The organism is uncultured Veillonella sp., assembly GCF_934230905.1.
In the GTDB taxonomy this organism is placed as follows: domain Bacteria; phylum Bacillota; class Negativicutes; order Veillonellales; family Veillonellaceae; genus Veillonella.
The window spans coordinates 13,823-33,970 of record NZ_CAKQFJ010000011.1 but is presented as its reverse complement, the minus strand read 5'-3'; the positions used below and the strand labels follow the sequence as shown (position 1 = coordinate 33,970).

Below are 20,148 nucleotides of genomic sequence, written 5' to 3'. Positions count from 1 at the left end.
TAAGCATCAATCTTTTCTAAAACGTACTTGGCTAACCCAATGATTCAATAAAAGTTCCTTTCCTTCTACTGTATAACCCCCATTAATAGGCCATAACACTACGGAACGACCTAATGAATCTACAGGCTCCGTTACCTCCGGATTTGCAAATATATAGGTAAAATTATTATCTATCATATACTTAGCAGTATCACTAGATAATAACCACGTAATAAATTCCTTACTTTCATTTTTATGCTTGGAATTCTTTTGTACCGCTGCACCAGTTACATAAAATGATGTGCCATCACTAGGAAAGATCATTTTCACCGGATAGGAATGACGAATATATTGTTGTGCATCAGAAAGATTCCCAATGCCAATATCCGACTCTCCAAGAGCGGTCAAACGTACGGGGGTAGAGAGGAACTTAGAATGTTGAATAACATGTGTTTTTAGAGCTAATAAATAAGCAAGTGCGTCTGGCTCTCCCTTATATTCCACCATATTATACAAAAGATTAGCCGCATTTTGAGAGGCCCCAAAATCAGTCATCACCAAACGCCAATGTCCATTTTTTTGCAACGCATCCCATGTCGTAATATGTTGTCCTAAACTATTATAAAATGATTCATTCTGTACAAAAACGATGGGATCGTACCATAAACCGACCCAATAGCCATTGGGATCCTTTAATCTATCCAATACTTCATCTATACGTTCATTTACAATGGGAGCAAATTTATCTCTACTAGCACCTACAACAAGATTATCCTCAGATGTAATAACTACATCACCCGATGAATCTGCTAATTTAGAGGAAACACGTTGCGCCATCTGTTCTTCTGTAAGAGGCATAATATTAACTTTTATATTTTTTTCCTCTAAATATTTATCAGCTAATAGTGTTGTTAAATTATTAGGTAAGTCGGTATATACTGTAATTTCACCACGAACAGGAGCTTTCGATTTTTCAATTTGCTCTTCCCGATAAAAATATAGACCATACCCCATCATGCCTATAACAAAAAGCATTAAAACACTAAATGCTATCCATCGTTTCATCGCGTGAATCTCCTTTTACGTCCTCTTTTATTGCCGTTTGTTTGAGACGATGACCTACGAGTTTGTGATTTCCCCTGACCAATCGGTCTAGGTGGAATTAGGCATTCAGGACCAAACCCAATTAAATCACGACGATTCGCTTCAATAAGCGCTTCTTTTACAAGGTCATAATTCTCAACATTTTTATACTGCATCAATGCTCTTTGCTTAGCCTTATCACGTCCTTTTTTAGCCACATAAACGGGCTTACCATCGAGAGGATTGATTCCTGTATAATACATACACGTTGAAAGACTTCCTGGTGTAGGAATAAAATCTTGGACTTGCTCTGGATACATGTGCTGATCGCGTAAAAATTCAGCTAATTCTATAGCATCCTCTAGTGTACATCCGGGATGAGAACTCATAAAATAAGGGACTAAATACTGTTTTTTTCCTAATTCATGGTTAGCCTCTTCAAACCACTTCTTAAAGGTCAAAAACTCTTCTTTTCCAGCCTTCCCCATCATATTGGTTACACGTTTCGACACATGTTCAGGTGCAACCTTCAGTTGACCACTCACATGATATTGACAAAGCTCCTTTACAAAAGCTTTATTATTATCAGCTAAAACATAATCATAACGTAATCCCGATCTTACAAAAACCTTCTTTACACCCTTTAATTTCCGTAATTTTCTAAGTAATGCAATATAATCATCATGATTAGTATTCAAGTTCTCACAAGGTATAGGAGCCGCACAAGTCCGGCCTTTACAAGCACCAAAGACGGCCTGTTTATCACAGGCCAAGTGTCTAAAATTGGCCGTCGGACCACCTACATCATGTATGTATCCTTTAAATCCATCCATATTAATCATCAATTTCGCTTCATCAATCAAAGACTGATGACTACGATTTTGAATAATACGACCTTGGTGATTAGTAATAGCGCAAAAAGAGCAACTACCAAAACAACCACGTTGACTAACGAGGCTAAACTGCACCTCGCTTAATGCAGGAACACCACCTTTATCATCATACGATGGATGCCATTTACGAGTATATGGCAAATCATATGCAGCATCCATTTGTTCCTGTGTTAATGGTAATGCAGGAATATTTTGTACTACATAACGATCACCATGCTTTTGTACAATAGGCCGTCCATAAAATGGATCTTGCTCATCATATTGAATGCGAAATGCATCAGCAAATGCTATTTTATCCGCTTTTATTTCTTCAAAGGAAGGAGATTCAACACACTCAATTGATGGAATTTCTTTTGACATATAACAAATACCTCTTATATGAGGTAAAGACTCTTTAAATCGATTTTGGTCTAATGCTTCTGCCAATTCTATAATCTGCAATTCGCCCATACCATATATAAGTACATCAGCCTTAGAGTCTACCAGAATTGATCGGCGTACCGTATCAGACCAATAATCATAATGTCCAAAACGTCGTAATGAGGCTTCAATACCTCCGATAATAAGAGGTACATCATGATAAGCTTCCTTCATGCGGTTTGAATATACCAAGGTTGCTCTATCTGGACGATGACCCGATTCACCACCAGGTGAATAATCATCTTCACGACGGATTTTTTTTGCCGCCGTAAATTTATTAAGCATGGAATCTAAATTTCCCGCTGTAACAAGAGAGGCCAGACGAGGTTTTCCTAATTTTTTAAAGGCATTAACATCATTCCAATCAGGTTGGGCAATAATACCAACACGATACCCCTTGGATTCTAAATAGCGACCAATTACGGCAGGCGCAAAAGATGGATGATCTACATAGGCATCGCCACTGATGAGCACAAAATCAAGCTCTGCCCAACCACGCGCTTCCATATCTGCGCGGTCTGTAACTAAAAATGTATCCATCAATATAACCTTCCTTTACATGTAACGATGTATCTTAGAATAAAAATAACCATATCAAAAATAACACCATGAATATAGCAATAATACCAAGCATAATGCGTTCTTGTTCTATTGACCGTTGTCGCTTTTTCTGTCTTGTTTCAAGAGACATACGACGTTTTGCCATCTGATGTTCTACATACTCGCTTTGCACAGAATTAATAGTCTCCTGTTTTTTCTGTCGCATAACAGGACGTATTGTAAAGGTATCTACTTCACCCACTTGATTTTGATAGACTTTCACTAGACGTTCCCCATCAAGACCAAGATAATTTCCATAATTACGGATAAATCCTTTCGCATATACACGTCCTGGGATAATTGCATAATTTCCATCTTCGATAGCTTCTAGATAGGTTGTTTTAATATGAAGTACTTGTTCAATATCTTTAAATGTGAGATTTCTACGCACTCGTTCACGACGTAATTCTTCACCTAACTCAGCCACAGCAAATCCCTTTCTATTCTTCAGAATCAGAGAAATATCGAGCTTTCACCTGTTCTGGACTCATTAAAATTTCTCGTGCTTTACTCCCCATATTAGGGCCTACAATTTTAAGATCCTCCATAGTATCTACAAGGCGTGCCGCACGTGTATAGCCAATACGGAATCTACGTTGCAACATAGATACAGATGCTTGTCCAGATTCCATCACAAGATTTACAGCTCTTTCCAATAACTCATCACGATAAATATCTTGTTCTTCATTATCTTGAGCTGCAGTTTCCTTATCTGCTTCAGCTGTTACCGTATCATCATATTCAGGTTCTCTCTGTTGTTTAACAAACTCTACCAGATGTTCCACTTCATCATCTGAGATAAAAGCCCCTTGTACACGAATTGGTTTATTAGCACCAATTGGCGAAAACAACATGTCCCCTTTGCCCAAAAGCTTTTCGGCTCCTGCCATATCAAGGATCGTACGAGAATCAATTTGAGATCCTACAGCAAATGAAATACGGCTCGGTACGTTAGCTTTAATAGAACCGGTAATAACATTAACGGAAGGCCGTTGTGTAGCTAATACCATATGAATACCTGCAGCACGTGCCATCTGAGCTAATCGACTAATCGATTCTTCAATATCATCTGGAGCGGTCATCATTAAGTCAGCTAACTCATCAATAATTAATACAATAAGTGGCATTGCTTCTTTAGGATGAGCTTCGTTATAACTTTTAACATCGCGTTTACCAGATGCAGCAAAAGCCTTGTAACGAGCTTCCATTTCACGAACTGCCCAACGCAATACAGCTGCTGCTTTTTTCATGTCCGTTACAACTGGTGCCATCAAATGTGGAATACCATTATAAACAGATAACTCAACCATTTTAGGGTCAATGAGTAGCAGCTTAACCTCTTCTGGTTTGCGACTAAAGAGAATACTGGAAATCAATGTATTCACACATACCGATTTACCAGAACCTGTCGTACCAGCCACCAATAGATGTGGCATTTTAGCTAAATCTGTAATCACAGGCTTACCTGCAATGTCCTTACCAAGGCCTACAGGAATACCACCGCGGGCCTCTTTAAAGTCACTGCAATCTAGTACATCTCGTAAATGAACTGCTTCTGTTTTTGTGTTAGGTACCTCAATACCAATAGCAGATTTGCCCGGGATTGGCGCTTCCATACGTATATGTTGAGCTGCTAAATTCAATGCAATATCATCTGTTAAATTCACAATTCTACTTACTTTAACACCTTGAGCAGGCTCAATTTCATAGCGAGTTACTGTTGGTCCTTGCGTAGCATTAACTACCTTAGCTGAAATACCAAAACTAGATAATACTTCTTCTAGACGCATCGCATTAAATGCGACCTCTTCATTATTATTTTGACCAACCTCCCCTTTCGCCAAAATATCAAGGCTTGGGAAGTGATATGGTCTATCATAGGTTCTATGAATTTGCCCATCTTTAGAAACAGCTACTTGAGCGGTGTCTTCAGCTGTACTTGCCAAGGATGGTACAGATAATGGCATAGAACTCATGCCTGCACCAGCGCTAACAGAACTAGCAGCAGCACCTGTACCAGGTACGGCGCTAGCAATCGCCGCATGGTTTGTCTCAAGAGGCCCTATAGTTGTTGATTGATAGGAGTACTCTTCTGGATTCGATTCGCCTGTACTATGCATATCATCTTGTTCTTCATCATGATCATGAAGCCATGTAGATAGTCCTTTTGAATTATTATCGATATTATCAGTATGGATTTCATTGTTATCAACGGCATCACCAGCTTCTTCGGAGATTTGTGCTAATCGTTCTGCCGCTCTATTACGAGCCTCTAACTCAGCTAGTTCCTTCCAAGAAGAAGGTGTATGTGTATCAATTGGCTCGACTTCATATTCATCATTAGCAGCTACAACAGCTCTGTTTTCAAGAGCCTCTACAGCATTTTGAGCAGCGTTAGCATATCGTGTGTCCTTTTCACGGTCATACGCTTTACGCTGTGCTGCCTCTTTTCGTTGCTCATTCCAATCTTCAAGAACCTCTTTAGCTACCGCTACTTTTTCAACGGCTACCTCTTTTGCCTTATCTAGTCCCACTTGAGTCTTGTCAGCAGCCTTGCGTAAACCATTCCCCAATGATAATCGCGTAATAAGAAGCCCACAACAAAGCATAATTACGGCCACAACAATAATGGCGCCAACTTCACCGAACATAGTTCGTATAAAGGAAGCCAAGAAACCGCCCACAACACCACCTTGATCTGCAAGTGCCGTAGTCGCCAGTTCATCACCTACAGGCACCCGGAAAAGCGGAACCATCGTTATGGCTAATAAATAAAATACGGTTATCAAAATACCACGCCGTGTAATAGACATAAATTTACTTTGATATAACAATCGCCATCCAAGCCATAATAAGGCAATGCATGGAATAACTCCCCCAAAGCCAAATCCATAGCGAAATATCCCCGTTAATACTTCACCTACAATACCTAAATCAAAGCCAAAATAGCCTAATAAGGCTAATACAGCAATCCCAATAACAATAATACCTTTCACTTCATTACGCAGTGAAAATCCTTCCTTTTTTGGTGTCGGTGTCGCTCGTTTTTTACGAGGCGTCCGCCCTCGTGTAGAAGTCTTTTTCTCTTCTGCCATAATTATATACAAACCCCTTACTTTAATATAAAAATCTATTGTAAACTATCTTTATATTATACCATATATCGACTATTCTATTTATCTTTGCATCTGTCATGCCAATCTTTCAAAAGATTATATTCTACACCTCGTTTAACGCCCTTATAATATTCGACTTTAACAAGAGGATCTGGCAAATATTGTTGTTTAACATAGCCCTTTGGATAATTATGAGCATATTTATAAGTTAAACCATGACCTAGCTTACTAGCACCACTGTAGTGACTATCTCGCAAATGATCCGGTACTTGACCACAGTCTTTATGACGCACATCTGAAATAGCTGCATCAATACCTAAATATGCGGAATTACTCTTAGGAGCCAATGCAACATAACAAGCCGCCTCAGATAAAATAATACGAGCCTCTGGGAACCCAACCATATGTGCGGCTTGTGCTGCTGCATTAGCCAATATTAAAGCCTGTGGATCTGCTAAGCCTACATCTTCAGCTGCACAAATAACAATGCGTCGAGCAATAAAATTAGGATCCTCTCCTGCTTCTATCATACGTGCCAAATAATGAAGTGTAGCCTGAATATCCGACCCGCGCATGCTTTTAATAAAAGCGGAAATTGTATCGTAATGACTATCACCTTTTTTATCGTATGTATAAATTCGACGTCCTACAACCTTTTCTAGAATTTCTAACGTTATCTCGTCTCCATCATGTACCATAGCCGCAGCTTGTTCTAAAATATTGAGCGCCATACGCCCATCACCATTAACAAAAATGCCAATGTCTTCGAGCAATTCATTCTTCACCTGTAATTTACGGTCTCCTAAGCCCACTTTGCTATCAGTAAGTGCTCGTTTTAAAATCTGACTAATAGCTTTAGGAGTTAATGCCTCTAATGTAATAAGCCTTAACCGTGATAATAATGGGCGATTGACTTCAAAAAACGGATTTTCTGTAGTTGCTCCAATGAGGATAATCGTACCGTCTTCAACACAAGGTAAAAGTACATCTTGTTGACTTTTATTAAATCGATGTATTTCATCAAGAAATAAAATAGTCCGTTGTTGTAAAGAACGTACACGTTTACGCGCTTCTTCAATAATATTTCGCAACTCACCAATACCGGCATTTGTAGCATTTAAATTAACAAAATAGCTATTGCTCATCTTAGCTATAATGCCAGCTAGTGTCGTTTTACCAGTACCACAAGGTCCATAAAACAACATAGATGGTATTGTATCCTTTTCTACCATAGCGCGAAGGAATGTTCCCTTTCCCACCGCTTGTTCCTGACCATAAAGATGATCAAGTTCCGTCGGCCTCATTCGCACCGGTAATGGCTCATATTTATTTGTCGGTAAGACATCAAATAAACTATCCATACTATCTCCATCCATATTTTTACATACAAAAAAGCCCCACCATGCCGTAATGTACCGCGTTTTGATCCTGCAATAGCAGGTGGGTGTCCTCCTCATCCTTCAGTTGTCCCGTGGGGGCGTAACGTTCAGACAAGAGTTCCGGACTCCCGAATAAAATGTGTTGGCTCAAAACTGCGATATCACACGCACATGGCAGGGATATCTTCTACATAAATAGTAGCAGAAAGATTTGTCATTTACAAGACTTGACATTTAAAAAATTAACAACTCTTGCGGACCTTTTGTAATATGTTTTCTTCAATTATACTAAGGATTGTTCTTCTTCCTCTACATCTGTTTTAATATGTAGTTCTTTTAATTGTTTAAGTTCTACTTCGGATGGAGCTTGACTCATGACATCAGAAGCGGATTGTGTTTTAGGGAATGCAATTACATCACGGATAGATTGACGTTTAGCCATCAACATCACAAGACGATCTAGACCAAATGCACAACCTGCATGAGGTGGTGCACCATATTTAAATGCATCAAGCATAAAACCAAATTTAGATTTAGCTTCTTCTTCGGATAAACCGATTGCTTTAAATACTTTTTCTTGTACATCGGATTGGTAAATGCGCAAAGAACCGCCACCGATTTCAACGCCGTTCAATACCATATCGTAAGCGATTGCTTTTACGCTACCAGGATCAGATTGTAATTTATCAAGATCTTCATGACGAGGCATTGTGAATGGATGATGCATAGCAACATAGCGTTTTTCATCTTCATTGTATTCAAACATAGGGAAATCCGTTACCCATGTGAAAGCCAATTTATCTTCGTCAATCATGTTCATACGACGAGCCATTTCAAGGCGCAACTCACCAAGTGCACGAGCAACAGTTGCTGGTTTATCAGCAATCATCAATACGAGGTCGCCACCTTTAGCGCCCATTTTTTCGCCGATATTGCGGATTGTGTCTTCACCTAAGAACTTCATAATTTGGGATTTAATGGAACCGTCTTCATTGAAACATGCCCAAGCCAAACCTTTAGCGCCATAGCGATTTACATATGCTACCAAATCATCGAGTTCACGACGAGGAATACCTGCATCACCAGGTACTACGATACCTTTTACGATACCGCCATTATCGATAACAGAACGGAATACTTTGAACTCAGTATCTTTAACAAGTTCAGTTACATCTGTGAAAGCCATGTCAAAGCGAAGATCTGGTTTATCAGAACCGTATTTATCCATCGCTTCATCCCATGTGATACGAGGCATAGGCAATGGAATTTCTTTGCCCAATGTCTTTTTGAATACTTCTGCAACCATTTGTTCCAATAGTGCGTAAATATCCTCTTCATCAACGAAGCTCATTTCCAAGTCAAGTTGTGTAAATTCTGGTTGACGGTCTGCACGCAAATCTTCATCGCGGAAGCAACGTACGATTTGGAAATATTTTTCATAACCAGCTACCATCAAAATTTGTTTGAAAATTTGTGGAGATTGAGGCAATGCATAGAATGTGCCTGCATTAACACGAGAAGGTACTAGATAATCACGCGCGCCTTCTGGTGTAGATTTTGTAAGCATAGGTGTTTCGATTTCAAGGAAATCGCGACTATCGAAGAAATCACGCATAGCCTTTGTTACCTTGTGACGCAAAATCAAATTGCGTTGCATTTCTGGACGGCGTAAGTCAAGATAACGATATTTTAAACGAATATTTTCATCTACATCGATGTTGTCTTGAATATAGAATGGAGGTGTTTTCGCAGAATTCAATACACGAAGTTCTTCGCAATACATTTCATAAGCGCCTGTAGGCAAATTAGGATTGATTGCTTCTTCATCACGTTTTGTAATTTTGCCACGTACACAAAGCACATATTCATTACGAACATCTTCAGCCTTGTGGAAAGATTCCACATTATGATCTGGGGATGCTACAACTTGAACGATACCAGAACGATCTCGCAAATCCAAGAAGATTAAACCACCGTGGTCGCGACGACGTTCAACCCAACCACATAATACAACCTCTTTACCTACTTCTGCTTCAGAAATAGTGCCACACCCGTGTGTACGGTGTAAGCCTTTCATTGTTTCCATTCTACTTGTCATCCTTTCACCAAAGAAGATATACGTTCAGAAACAGACGCTAACGGTACCGTTTCTTGTTCACTTGTTTCCATAAAACGAATAATGGCTTCTTGCTTAGCCAATTCATCATCACCCATTATGATAACATATTTTGCATGAATTTTGTTAGCATATTTTAATTGAGCCTTCATACTTTTACCTTGACCATCCATTTCTGCAGTGATATAAGCACTGCGTAATGTTTGACACATTTTGAAAGCTTCTAATTTTGCTGCCTCACCAAGGGCTACAACAAACACAGCTGGTTCGATGGTAGCTTCAGGCAATAAATTTTGTTTTTCTAAGGCCAATAACAATCGTTCCATGCCCATTGCAAAGCCTATTGCTGGTGTATGAGGGCCATCAAGTTCTTCTACAAGGCCATCATAACGGCCACCACCGGCTACAGCGCTTTGTGCACCTAATGGAGTATATTGCACTTCAAAAGCCGTTTTGGTGTAATAATCGAGCCCACGAACTAATCGAGGATTTAGATTATATTGAATATTTGCCGCATCAAGTAACGTCTTAAGTTCTTCAAAATGAGTGTTACATTCTTCACATAAATGTTCATGAATTTCTGGAGCACCTACAGATAAAGCTTTACACGTTTCATTTTTACAATCCAATAAACGTAATGGATTTTTGTATAACCGTTCCTGACAGTCTTCACAAAGCTGATCTTTCTTAGGTTCAAAAAACTCAATCAACTTTTGACGATACGTAGGTCGACAGTTTGGACAGCCTACAGAATTTACCTCTACATTAAGATCCTTAAGTCCAAAATCCTTTAACAATTGAACGATCATGCAAATAATTTCACTATCCACTACAGGAGATGAGGAACCTAATACCTCTGCACCAAATTGATGGAATTCACGATAGCGACCAGCTTGTGGTTTATCGTGACGGAACATGGACCCCATATAGAACCATTTTGTTAAATTTTCTTTACCGTACACCTTATTTTCAAGATACGCACGTACTGCAGATGCTGTATTTTCTGGACGTAGTGTATAACTTTGTTCCTTGTCATCACCAGTGGAGAATGTGTACATTTCCTTAGATACTACATCCGTAGTTTCTCCGATGCCACGTAAAAATAATTTTGTATCTTCAAAGGCTGGTGTGCGAATTTCGCTAAAGCCATACGCTTTACAAATTTTGCGCATATGCTGTTCTATATAATGCCAATTTATAATTTGTTCTGGCAAGAAATCTTGTGTGCCTCTAGGTCTTTTAATAGCCATTACACAACCTCCCAAAATGACTTACATAATGCATGCCGTTTATCTAATAAGGCGCCCAATGTATCTGTATATACGTCTACATCCTTTGGCATGTGTTGTTTTTTCTGTCTAAACGAAGGGGCTCGCATCCACTTAGATGATCCACCTGGTCCCATAGACATAATTGTTTGCCGCTCTTCCATGATTTGAATATTATATTCACACGCTTTACCTGGCAATGTATAACCAATATTTTCAAGTTGACCTTTCATATATTGTTGACGATATAAATAATACGGTACATAACCAGCCTGTTCTAATCGTTCCTTAGCATACTGCACCATGTGTTTTACCACGGACTCATCCGGTACATCATGTTGCATATTCAAATCATATAGCGGACTACCACGTTTGATAGCTAACGTATGAATTGTAACATTTTCTGGCAAATTCTGACAAATATAATCCATGTTATGCATCATATGTTTTATATTTTGCCCTGGTAGGCCTGCTATAAAATCCATATTCACAGCAAAGTCTGTATGTTTTTTAACATATTGATACATATCATCGATATCTTGTGCGCTATGTCCCCGTCCAATCCGTCGCAATATAATATCATCCATCGTCTGCGGATTAATACTAATTCGATTAACATGATGCTCTTGCATAGACCGTATTTTTAGGTCCGTTATAGAATCTGGTCGGCCCGCTTCAACCGTAAATTCACATCCTTCCGGTATCAATGTAGATAATCCAGTTAGAACTCGATGAAAATCTTCATTATTCAATATAGTTGGCGTACCGCCACCCATATAAAGCGTATTTGTACGCAAATTGTAACTTTCACAAAGCTCACGTACATCAGTTATATCTCGTAATAATGCAGATATAAACTCAGATTGTCTATGGTAATCTTGATATAAACCATAAGGAAATGAACAATAAACGCAACGGGTTTCGCAAAATGGAATACCACAATAGAGACCTACAGTCTTCTCAGAGTGAGACTCTAAATAAGGACGTTGATATTGTCCAATCCGGCTTAGGATATCTAATTTTTCCAAAGACACAGAAAACTCGTCCCTTATGTGACGAGTTGCATCCTCTATTGAACCATATTGGTCTATATATTTATGAAGTAATTTGGTAGGACGCACCCCCACCATCGTGCCCCATTCATTATAAGCAGGCAAGCCTTGTTCTGTACGCAATAAGACAAGTAATGACTGCCCTATTAGGCGTCGCCCCTTAGAAGACACAGGACCGGTTAAGATACGTTCAACGCCGCGAATAGATACGGTTAAAATATACATATCATCATACTCAACAGCCCTGAGAATTACATCTGCCACTTCATCGCTAGAAAATAGCCCTGCGGCACCACAGTTATGGGCCACTACCGATCCAAGTGGTAGTGGCCCTTTGTAATGATAACCATTAAGCATGATGTGACATTTTATCTAGCTTTTCAAGTTCTGCCGGTGTCATATGAGATTGGCAATCACTACAATAACCATATACTTTTAATTGATGATCAATAGTACGGAAATTTAATTTTTTTGCAATGATAGATTCCAATGTTTCTAGCATATCATCTTCAAACTCAGAAACCTTACCACATTTAACACAAATTAGATGATGATGGAAATGAGCAAACTCTTCATCATTTAATTCATAACGATTACGACCATCACCAAAATCAAGACGTTTTAACAAATCTAGCTCTGTAAAAAGATCTAATGTACGGTAAATAGTTGCTAGACCGATATCTGGTGCTACTTCTTTTACTAATACATATACATCTTCTGCACTCAAATGATTTTCTTCAGCATCGATGAAAGCTTGTAAAATCGTTTGTCGTTGTGTTGTTAATTTATATTTTTTATCTTTAATACGTTCTTTTAATTTTTCCAATGTTGTATTCATAACTACTATCCCCTTTACTAAATAAATTAATTAAGCACCCACAAATGGGTTATATTGTTTTTCATAACCGATTTGAGTTTCCGGGCCATGTCCAGGATATACCATCGTTTCGTTTGGCAAAGTATATAACTTTGTTTTAATCGCATCGATAAGAGTATCGTAATCACCTTCTACAAAATCAGTACGTCCAACCGATTGATTAAACAAAGTATCCCCTACGAATACGAGCCCTGACATATAATAGCATACGCCACCTGGTGTGTGTCCTGGTGTTTCATATACTGTCAAATCTACTGCACCACATGTAATATGATCCCCTTCATGAACCTCTACAATGCGTCCCTTTACAGTAATTGGTGTAGGACTACTATATTTGCTCAAATTCAATTCAGGATCACTTAGATATTTCACATCATTATGATGTATGTAGATTGGCACATCATAAGCATCTACAATCTCTTGTACGCCACCGATGTGATCTCCGTGGCCATGTGTTAAAAGAACCGCTTTAGGTTTTAAATCATGTTTTTTTAAAGCCTCTAACACCTCTACAGTAGCGGGATCGATAATGAGCGCTTCCCCTTCTTCCTTATCACCAATTACATAACAGTTTGTTCCAAGCGGACCCAAAGGCATACGCATAAGAACTAAATTAGATGTATCCATTAAGCACCGCCTTTACTACGTTGCACCGTGTAAACCTCACGAATACGACGTAATTTAGTCATAACAAAATCAAGCTGAGATATATCTCTAATTTCAACCACAATATTGATAATCACATTCTTAGTATTTTCAAGAACTTTAGCATTCATATTGGTAATGGTAATCTTCAACTCTGATAGTACAGCCATAACCTCCATAAGTATACCGGGTCTATCATAGGCTTGAATATCAATGCCTACATGGAAAGATTCACTAGATGATTCATCCCAAGAGACCTCAATCATACGCTCTAAATCTTCTGGCGTATGTCCCAAGCTAGTACAATCAGATCGATGTACTGAAACACCGCGCCCTCTTGTAATATAACCAATAATGTCATCGCCTGGTACAGGATTACAACATTTAGCCATACGGACCATAACACCAGGTTCACCTTTTACAAGAATCCCCGTTCCATTTTTAGCTTTTTTAGCTCCTTGCACCTTTAATTTTTCAATAATTTGTTCTGTTGTTTTTCGTGAATCTTCATGTTCTTTCGACTTTTTAAATAATTCAACTAAGCGCAACAGAACAGTGCTCACAGGAATACCTCCATAGCCACAAGCAGCATACATCTCATCTTCTGTACCAGATTTCAATTGTTTTACTACTTGTTGGATGCGATTTTCCCCACAAAGTTCTTTCCAACTATAATTAAGACGTTTAGCCTCACGTTCAAGAGCTTCAAGGCCTTTTTCAATATTTTCTTCTTTATTTTCCCGTTTAAACCAATTGCGAATTTTATTCTTACTTTCAGAAGATCCTACAATATTGAGCCAATCAAGGCTTGGTTTACCAGTTTTAGAAGTAATAATATCAACGATATCACCGTTCTGCAGCGTATAATCAAGAGGTACGATTTTACCATTAACCTTTGCTCCTACACAGTGGTGACCCACATCGGTATGAACTCGATAAGCAAAATCAAGTGGTACCGAACCAATTGGTAATTTAACCACATCACCTTTAGGTGTAAAAACAAATACTTCGCCCGAGAATACATCTAACTTTAATGCATTTACAAGTTCCTTAGGATTTGATGTATCTTGCCACTCTAAAACTTGACGAAGCCAAGCGACCTTTTGGTCAAATTCTTTATCGGCACCCTTATTTCCTTCTTTGTAACGCCAATGCGCCGCCACACCATATTCAGAAACACGATGCATTTCCCATGTACGAATCTGAATTTCTACAGGTTGGCCCATAGTACCAATAACCGTAGTATGCAAAGATTGATACATATTTGACTTCGGCATAGAAATATAATCTTTAAATCGATATGGTAATGGTTTCCATATGCTATGTGCAATCCCTAAAACCGCATAACAATCTGGAATGGTATCAACGATAACACGTACAGCCAATAAATCATAAATTTGGGACAAGTCACGGTTATCCTTTTTCATCTTTTTATAAATACTATAAAAATGCTTTGGCCGCCCCTTTATATCAGCCTTAATATTAGCTTCACCCAATGCCTTCGTAAGCTGAGCCATCGTATCGTTTACAATATCTTCACGAGATTGCCGCTTTTGTTTCATCTGATCAACGAGATCATAGTATTTATCCGGTTCTAAGTACCGAAAAGACAAATCTTCAAGTTCCCATTTCACATTAAAAATCCCAAGACGATGAGCTAAGGGAGCAAAAATCTCTAAGGTTTCCTTGGCAATGCGTTTTTGCTTATCGCTACGCATATGTTTTAACGTACGCATATTATGCAAGCGGTCACCAAGTTTAATAACTACAACTCGTACATCTTTTGCCATAGCTAAAATCATCTTACGATAATTTTCCATTTGACGATCTTCTTTAGTTTCATATTGAAATTGATTTAATTTCGTTACCCCATCTACGAGAAATGCCACTTCAGAACCAAATAGTTTTTCAATGTCTTCCTTCGTGTATTCTGTGTCCTCTACAACATCATGGAGTAAAGCTGCAATCAATGTAATATGGTCAATCTGCAAATGTGCTAAAATTTCTGCTACCGCAAGAGGATGCATGATATACGGTTCACCAGACGCTCTAAATTGACCTTCGTGGGCTTTATCTGCAAGGGTGAAAGCCTTCATAATTTGCTCACATTCATCATCCCCTAGATATGAATGCACATAATCCATAAACTCTTTTAAAGCCTCTTCTTTGTTAAAACTTTTTTGCTCAACTAAGGCTTTACCCTCTTCATTTATGGTCATCATTCTATCACCTCCTGCTGACTATATGTAATAAATGTAACAGACGTTGTTAAATCAAGTTTTCCATTGATGACATTCCAACGAATCATCGCTTGTCCATTATCATTTGTTTCTTCACTAATAATACCTAATTCTTTAAATACATCAAGAGCCATCAATGCAGATGAACTATTTTGATTATTAGGTTTACGTCGTAAAATTTCTTGTTCCACATGATATAAAGATCCCGTTTCGCCTCTTAATGCTTGACGAACAATTGTATATATTTCACGCAACCCTTCAGCATGTAATTGAATAGGCTCCTCTATATTAGGTTCTATATCTTGAATCATCAGTTGTGGTGATATAAAACCTTGCCATTCATTTTTTTGAAGAGTAAAAGCAACTTTTACATTCATTCCCTGAAAAATTTGTCTAAATAAATCAGGTCGATTCCATGCGATAGCATCAATACTACCATTGGCAGTAGACAGAATCACCTTGCAGTGATTTTTAAGTTGCCCCATAAGCATAATGTCTTGTACTTTGGCATCCAATACGCCAAATACAGGTGTACTATTCCCCATTCCATAAGGTTCCAATGCAGACACACGCTCTACAATATCTATATCAATATCATCTACAGGTAATGTAGCATCAATTGATACAACAGGTGTATACTCATCTGGAGTTACATGAATTTTACAATACTCAGTTAAACGTTGCCGCAATTCAGGAATCCGACTAGCATCGATACTAAATCCTGCTGCTGCAGCATGTCCACCAAATTGAATTAATAAATCTTCACAGGATTTCAATGCATTATAAATATTAAAACCATCGATACTACGGCAAGACCCTTTTCCTACACCATTATCAATGCTAATAACAAATGTAGGCTTGTAAAATTCCTCTACCAATCGTGATGCAACAATTCCGATTACACCTGGGTGCCAATCCTCACCGGATACTACGGTAACATAATCTGCCAAATGTCCTTGCTCAACAACATGAGTCCGAGCTTCTTCATGAATAGAGCGTTCAATTTCTTGGCGTTCCATATTCGTTTCTTGCAGTTCTAGAGCAATCGCTTCTGCTAAATCAACATCCTCTGTCACTAACAACTCTACCGCACGCGTTGCATGAGTCACACGACCGGCAGCATTCAAACGCGGCGCTAAGGTAAAGCCAATGTGTCCCGCTGTAATAGTTTTATCATGCAACCCAGCCACGTCTACAAGCTTATCAATACCTAAATTAGGTAACTCGTTCATCTTCTTAAGGCCAGCCTGTACAATGATACGATTTTCTCCCACCAACGGAACAACGTCAGCTACAGTTCCTAATGCAACAATATCTAAATCTTCAAGATACCATTCTCCACACTGGCGCAACCACAAAGCTTGACAGAGTTTAAATGCGACGCCCACACCAGATAAGTTTTTATCAGCATAAGGACAATCCACCTGTTTATGATTGATAACAGCACGTGCTGGAGGAATTTGAGCTGGTGCAGTATGGTGATCCGTAATAATAATATCTATACGATCCCCAACGGCTTGCACAACATCATAAGAACTAATACCACAATCCACCGTTATAACGAGGGATGCTTTATCTGAAATAATATGTTCTAATGCCTCTAAATTAAGCCCGTACCCTTCACTCTGTCGTTCTGGTATATAATAGCTTACATTCGCTCCCATTTTTACTAAAAAGCGATATAACAGTGATGTAGCTGTAATGCCATCCACATCATAATCACCATAAACAACTATAGATTTTCCAGCCTCTATAGTTTCAAGAATAAGGGACACCGCAGTTTCCATGTCTTTCAATGTGAAAGGGTCCAATAAATCTTTAAGAGATCCCTCCAAAAATTGATGACCTTCATCTATATTAATATTCCGATTGACCATCAATCTTGCTACAATCGGGTTCACACCGAGTTCACGGATTAATGTATTCTCTTTTTCTATATCCCTTGGCATAATATGCCAACGTTTCTTCTTCATCATCCAAACCCCGGTAATATATAAATATATCAATATTTATTGAATAGATAACAATTTATAATCAATATTAACATTATTTATAAATTCATTATCATTATCATCTTCTTTAATTGTACTACAATCATCCTTATAAATAAAGGATTTTATGATTATTTAAAGTATAAAATCTAATTTCTTTTCTCAAAAAAACAGCACTGTTTATTATCATTTTCATAATAAACAGTGCTTATGTACATTAATATATATTATTTTTATGCATAAAACAGTAAAACAATCTATTAGAAACGAAAATCTCGTTTTCCATCTTTCATTTGGGCAATATAGGCCTTGGCCTTATCTTTCACTAAATCGTTTTTAATATTTTCCAATTGATTTTCAATAACCTTGGCGCCATGTTTTTTTGTTTTTTCATCGCCATAATCCATAATATATTCATTTAACGTCATTAAAGCATTTGGTTGACAACAATTATGAATTTGCCCCGATTTAGCAAGAGCCATAAATCGGTCACCAGTACGTCCAGCACGATAGCATGCAGTACAGAAACTAGGTACATAGCCAAGCCCCAAGAGCCAATCTACAATTTCATCCAATGTGCGGGTATCACTACGATCAAACTGTGCAGAATTATCTTCCGGTTTTTCTTCTTCTTTATAACCACCTACGCTAGTTCGAGAACCACCGCTAATTTGAGAAATCCCTAATGCCAATCCACGTTCACGCATAGATTGTGTTTCCCTTGTAGACATAATCATCCCCGTATACGGCGTGGATACACGAATAAGGGCTACAATTTTTTCGAAAATATCATCTGGCACAGCATTGCTAAAATCATCTACATCAATATCATCAGCTGGACAAATACGTGGTACAGAAATCGTATGAGGGCCAACCCCATGAACAGCTTCCAAATGCTCAGCATGCATCAACAGACCTACAAAATCATATTTGTAGTGTTCCAATCCATATAACACGCCAATACCTACATCATCGATACCGCCTTCCATAGCACGGTCCATCGCTTCAGTATGATATGCATAATCACTTTTAGGCCCTGTTGGATGCAAAGCCTCATAGTTTTCTTTATTATACGTTTCTTGGAATAATGTATAAGTCCCAATACCAACATCATGTAATTTTTTATAATCTTCAACAGAACATGCAGCAATGTTTACATTAACACGACGAATCTCGCCGTTTTTATTTTTAATGCTATAAATGGTCTTAATAGATTCCAAGATATACTCAAGTGGATTGTTGAGAGGATCTTCACCTGATTCAATCACAATACGTTTATGCCCCATTGCTTCCAAGGCAATAACTTCATCTTTAATTTGTTCTTGGGTCAATTTTTTTCGTTTTATGTCACGATTTTTAGAATGATATGGGCAATATACGCAGCCATTAATACAATAATTAGATAGATAAAGTGGCGCAAATAACACAATGCGATCACCATAAATAGCTTTTTTAATTTCTTTCGCCAGCGCAAACAGCTTTTCTTTATATTCAGGTAATGGGCATTCCAAGAGCACAGCCGCTTCTCGGTGATTCAACCCCTTAAATGTAGCCGCCTTAGCTAAAATTTGGTCTAACAACTCACGATTTTCTTTATTTTCCTCTGCATAGGCAAGAGTATCTAGAATCTCTTGATGAGAAATAAACTCCTCCGCCTTAGGAGATTTTACATCATACATAGTACTTACCTCAAATCTTTCCGGTGATCACGTCCACCATTTAGGTCTGTGAAAGTATATCATCACCATTTTAGTGTTCTTTCACTGATACTGTACTAAGTATACCACTATTCCTACTAAAAAGCATAGGAATTTAAAATATATATACAAAAAAATCCCTAGTGGATAAACCACTAGGGATTAATAATCAGTAAAATTAAGCTTCTACAGGGTATACGCTAACTTTACGGTTATAACGACCAGCACGTTCAAATGCTACTTTACCAGGCACAAGAGCAAATAAAGTGTCATCTTTACCGATACCTACGTTAGTACCAGGATGGAAGTGAGTACCACGTTGACGAACGATGATGTTACCGCTCTTTACGATGGAACCATCATGGCATTTAACACCAAGACGTTTAGATTCACTATCACGACCGTTACGAGTACTGGACACACCTTTTTTATGTGCGAACAATTGCAAATCAAAAGTAAACATGTAGTTCACCTCCTATATTTTGTGTATTTGGACAAACTCTGGATATTGTTTACTAATTTCTTCTAGTCCGAGAAGCATAGTATTTAATATATCCTGACCACTCTGGGTTATCTCACCAGAGAGGACCATATCACATTGGCCTTCACTATTAGAAAACTCACCTTGTTGGCGAGCAATTTTAGTAAGTCCCAACATGGTTGTGGCAGACAGTACAGAAACTGCAGCACACACTATATCATAGCCATGTTCATCATATCCTGCATGACCGGACATGTGACAACCAACAATTTGGTCATCCTCGTTCCGTTGGATTCCAATGGAAACCATAA

At 38.3% G+C, this 20,148-nt stretch carries 15 protein-coding genes and 1 other RNA gene; all 16 read right to left on the bottom strand.

The window, feature by feature from the left end; all coding sequences use genetic code 11:
• Positions 1–6: 6 nt before the first annotated feature.
• Positions 7–1,044, bottom strand: coding sequence for an ABC transporter substrate-binding protein (locus Q0E20_RS04410; protein WP_295996851.1), 1,038 nt, complete (start codon positions 1,042–1,044; stop codon positions 7–9).
• Entirely contained in the window at positions 1,041–2,915 is a 1,875-nt protein-coding gene (locus tag Q0E20_RS04405) for a YgiQ family radical SAM protein (RefSeq protein WP_295996849.1), read from the bottom strand. The genes Q0E20_RS04410 and Q0E20_RS04405 overlap by 4 nt, the downstream gene beginning before the upstream one ends.
• A gap of 34 nt (positions 2,916–2,949) precedes the next feature.
• Complete coding sequence (locus Q0E20_RS04400; protein WP_295996847.1) at positions 2,950–3,402, bottom strand: helix-turn-helix transcriptional regulator; 453 nt, start codon at positions 3,400–3,402, stop codon at positions 2,950–2,952.
• 13 nt (positions 3,403–3,415) lie between these two features.
• On the bottom strand, positions 3,416–6,070 hold the full coding sequence (locus Q0E20_RS04395) for a DNA translocase FtsK (RefSeq protein ID WP_295996844.1): 2,655 nt from the start codon (positions 6,068–6,070) through the stop codon (positions 3,416–3,418).
• A 77-nt stretch (positions 6,071–6,147) separates the two neighbouring features.
• Positions 6,148–7,452, bottom strand: coding sequence for a replication-associated recombination protein A (locus Q0E20_RS04390; RefSeq protein WP_295996936.1), 1,305 nt, complete (start codon positions 7,450–7,452; stop codon positions 6,148–6,150).
• A gap of 29 nt (positions 7,453–7,481) precedes the next feature.
• A non-coding RNA gene (gene ssrS, locus Q0E20_RS04385) (6S RNA) lies at positions 7,482–7,654 on the bottom strand.
• 99 nt (positions 7,655–7,753) lie between these two features.
• The gene (gene aspS, locus Q0E20_RS04380; RefSeq protein WP_295996841.1) at positions 7,754–9,556 is read right to left on the bottom strand and encodes an aspartate--tRNA ligase; all 1,803 of its coding nucleotides are present in this window, start codon (positions 9,554–9,556) and stop codon (positions 7,754–7,756) included.
• An 8-nt stretch (positions 9,557–9,564) separates the two neighbouring features.
• Positions 9,565–10,836 (bottom strand): histidine--tRNA ligase, encoded by a 1,272-nt coding sequence (gene hisS, locus Q0E20_RS04375; RefSeq protein WP_295996838.1) that lies wholly within the window; start codon positions 10,834–10,836, stop codon positions 9,565–9,567.
• Positions 10,836–12,263, bottom strand: a complete 1,428-nt coding sequence (gene hemZ, locus Q0E20_RS04370) for a coproporphyrinogen dehydrogenase HemZ (protein WP_295996836.1) — start codon at positions 12,261–12,263, stop codon at positions 10,836–10,838. The genes hisS and hemZ overlap by 1 nt, the downstream gene beginning before the upstream one ends.
• On the bottom strand, positions 12,256–12,744 hold the full coding sequence (locus Q0E20_RS04365; protein ID WP_295996832.1) for a Fur family transcriptional regulator: 489 nt from the start codon (positions 12,742–12,744) through the stop codon (positions 12,256–12,258). The genes hemZ and Q0E20_RS04365 overlap by 8 nt, the downstream gene beginning before the upstream one ends.
• A 30-nt stretch (positions 12,745–12,774) precedes the next feature.
• Positions 12,775–13,410 (bottom strand): MBL fold metallo-hydrolase, encoded by a 636-nt coding sequence (locus tag Q0E20_RS04360; protein ID WP_295996831.1) that lies wholly within the window; start codon positions 13,408–13,410, stop codon positions 12,775–12,777.
• Positions 13,410–15,650 carry a bifunctional (p)ppGpp synthetase/guanosine-3',5'-bis(diphosphate) 3'-pyrophosphohydrolase gene (locus Q0E20_RS04355; RefSeq protein WP_295996827.1) on the bottom strand — a complete coding sequence of 747 codons (2,241 nt, stop codon included), beginning with the start codon at positions 15,648–15,650 and terminating at the stop codon, positions 13,410–13,412. The genes Q0E20_RS04360 and Q0E20_RS04355 overlap by 1 nt, the downstream gene beginning before the upstream one ends.
• Positions 15,647–17,641: a single-stranded-DNA-specific exonuclease RecJ gene (gene recJ / locus Q0E20_RS04350; RefSeq protein ID WP_295996934.1), complete on the bottom strand. Its 1,995-nt coding sequence runs from the start codon at positions 17,639–17,641 to the stop codon at positions 15,647–15,649. Before recJ ends, Q0E20_RS04355 begins: the two co-directional genes overlap by 4 nt.
• 278 nt (positions 17,642–17,919) lie before the next feature.
• Positions 17,920–19,338: a [FeFe] hydrogenase H-cluster radical SAM maturase HydG gene (hydG, locus tag Q0E20_RS04345; protein WP_295996825.1), complete on the bottom strand. Its 1,419-nt coding sequence runs from the start codon at positions 19,336–19,338 to the stop codon at positions 17,920–17,922.
• 196 nt (positions 19,339–19,534) lie between these two features.
• Positions 19,535–19,819 (bottom strand): 50S ribosomal protein L27, encoded by a 285-nt coding sequence (gene rpmA, locus Q0E20_RS04340; RefSeq protein ID WP_004696430.1) that lies wholly within the window; start codon positions 19,817–19,819, stop codon positions 19,535–19,537.
• Between the two features lie 12 nt (positions 19,820–19,831).
• Complete coding sequence (locus tag Q0E20_RS04335; RefSeq protein WP_295996822.1) at positions 19,832–20,146, bottom strand: ribosomal-processing cysteine protease Prp; 315 nt, start codon at positions 20,144–20,146, stop codon at positions 19,832–19,834.
• Between the last annotated feature and the right edge of the window lie 2 nt (positions 20,147–20,148).

What these genes read in the sequence shown, in the direction of transcription:
- hemZ (WP_295996836.1), bottom strand. Translation starts at nt 12,263, where the DNA reads ATGCTTAATGGTTATCATTACAAAGGGCCACTACCACTTGGATCGGTA.
- Q0E20_RS04335 (WP_295996822.1), bottom strand. Translation starts at nt 20,146, where the DNA reads ATGGTTTCCATTGGAATCCAACGGAACGAGGATGACCAAATTGTTGGT.
- Q0E20_RS04365 (WP_295996832.1), bottom strand. Translation starts at nt 12,744, where the DNA reads ATGAATACAACATTGGAAAAATTAAAAGAACGTATTAAAGATAAAAAA.
- aspS (WP_295996841.1), bottom strand. Translation starts at nt 9,556, where the DNA reads ATGGAAACAATGAAAGGCTTACACCGTACACACGGGTGTGGCACTATT.
- Q0E20_RS04390 (WP_295996936.1), bottom strand. Translation starts at nt 7,452, where the DNA reads ATGGATAGTTTATTTGATGTCTTACCGACAAATAAATATGAGCCATTA.
- recJ (WP_295996934.1), bottom strand. Translation starts at nt 17,641, where the DNA reads ATGAAGAAGAAACGTTGGCATATTATGCCAAGGGATATAGAAAAAGAG.
- rpmA (WP_004696430.1), bottom strand. Translation starts at nt 19,819, where the DNA reads ATGTTTACTTTTGATTTGCAATTGTTCGCACATAAAAAAGGTGTGTCC.
- Q0E20_RS04395 (WP_295996844.1), bottom strand. Translation starts at nt 6,070, where the DNA reads ATGGCAGAAGAGAAAAAGACTTCTACACGAGGGCGGACGCCTCGTAAA.
- Q0E20_RS04410 (WP_295996851.1), bottom strand. Translation starts at nt 1,044, where the DNA reads ATGAAACGATGGATAGCATTTAGTGTTTTAATGCTTTTTGTTATAGGC.
- hydG (WP_295996825.1), bottom strand. Translation starts at nt 19,338, where the DNA reads ATGTATGATGTAAAATCTCCTAAGGCGGAGGAGTTTATTTCTCATCAA.
- Q0E20_RS04405 (WP_295996849.1), bottom strand. Translation starts at nt 2,915, where the DNA reads ATGGATACATTTTTAGTTACAGACCGCGCAGATATGGAAGCGCGTGGT.
- Q0E20_RS04360 (WP_295996831.1), bottom strand. Translation starts at nt 13,410, where the DNA reads ATGGATACATCTAATTTAGTTCTTATGCGTATGCCTTTGGGTCCGCTT.
- hisS (WP_295996838.1), bottom strand. Translation starts at nt 10,836, where the DNA reads ATGGCTATTAAAAGACCTAGAGGCACACAAGATTTCTTGCCAGAACAA.
- Q0E20_RS04355 (WP_295996827.1), bottom strand. Translation starts at nt 15,650, where the DNA reads ATGATGACCATAAATGAAGAGGGTAAAGCCTTAGTTGAGCAAAAAAGT.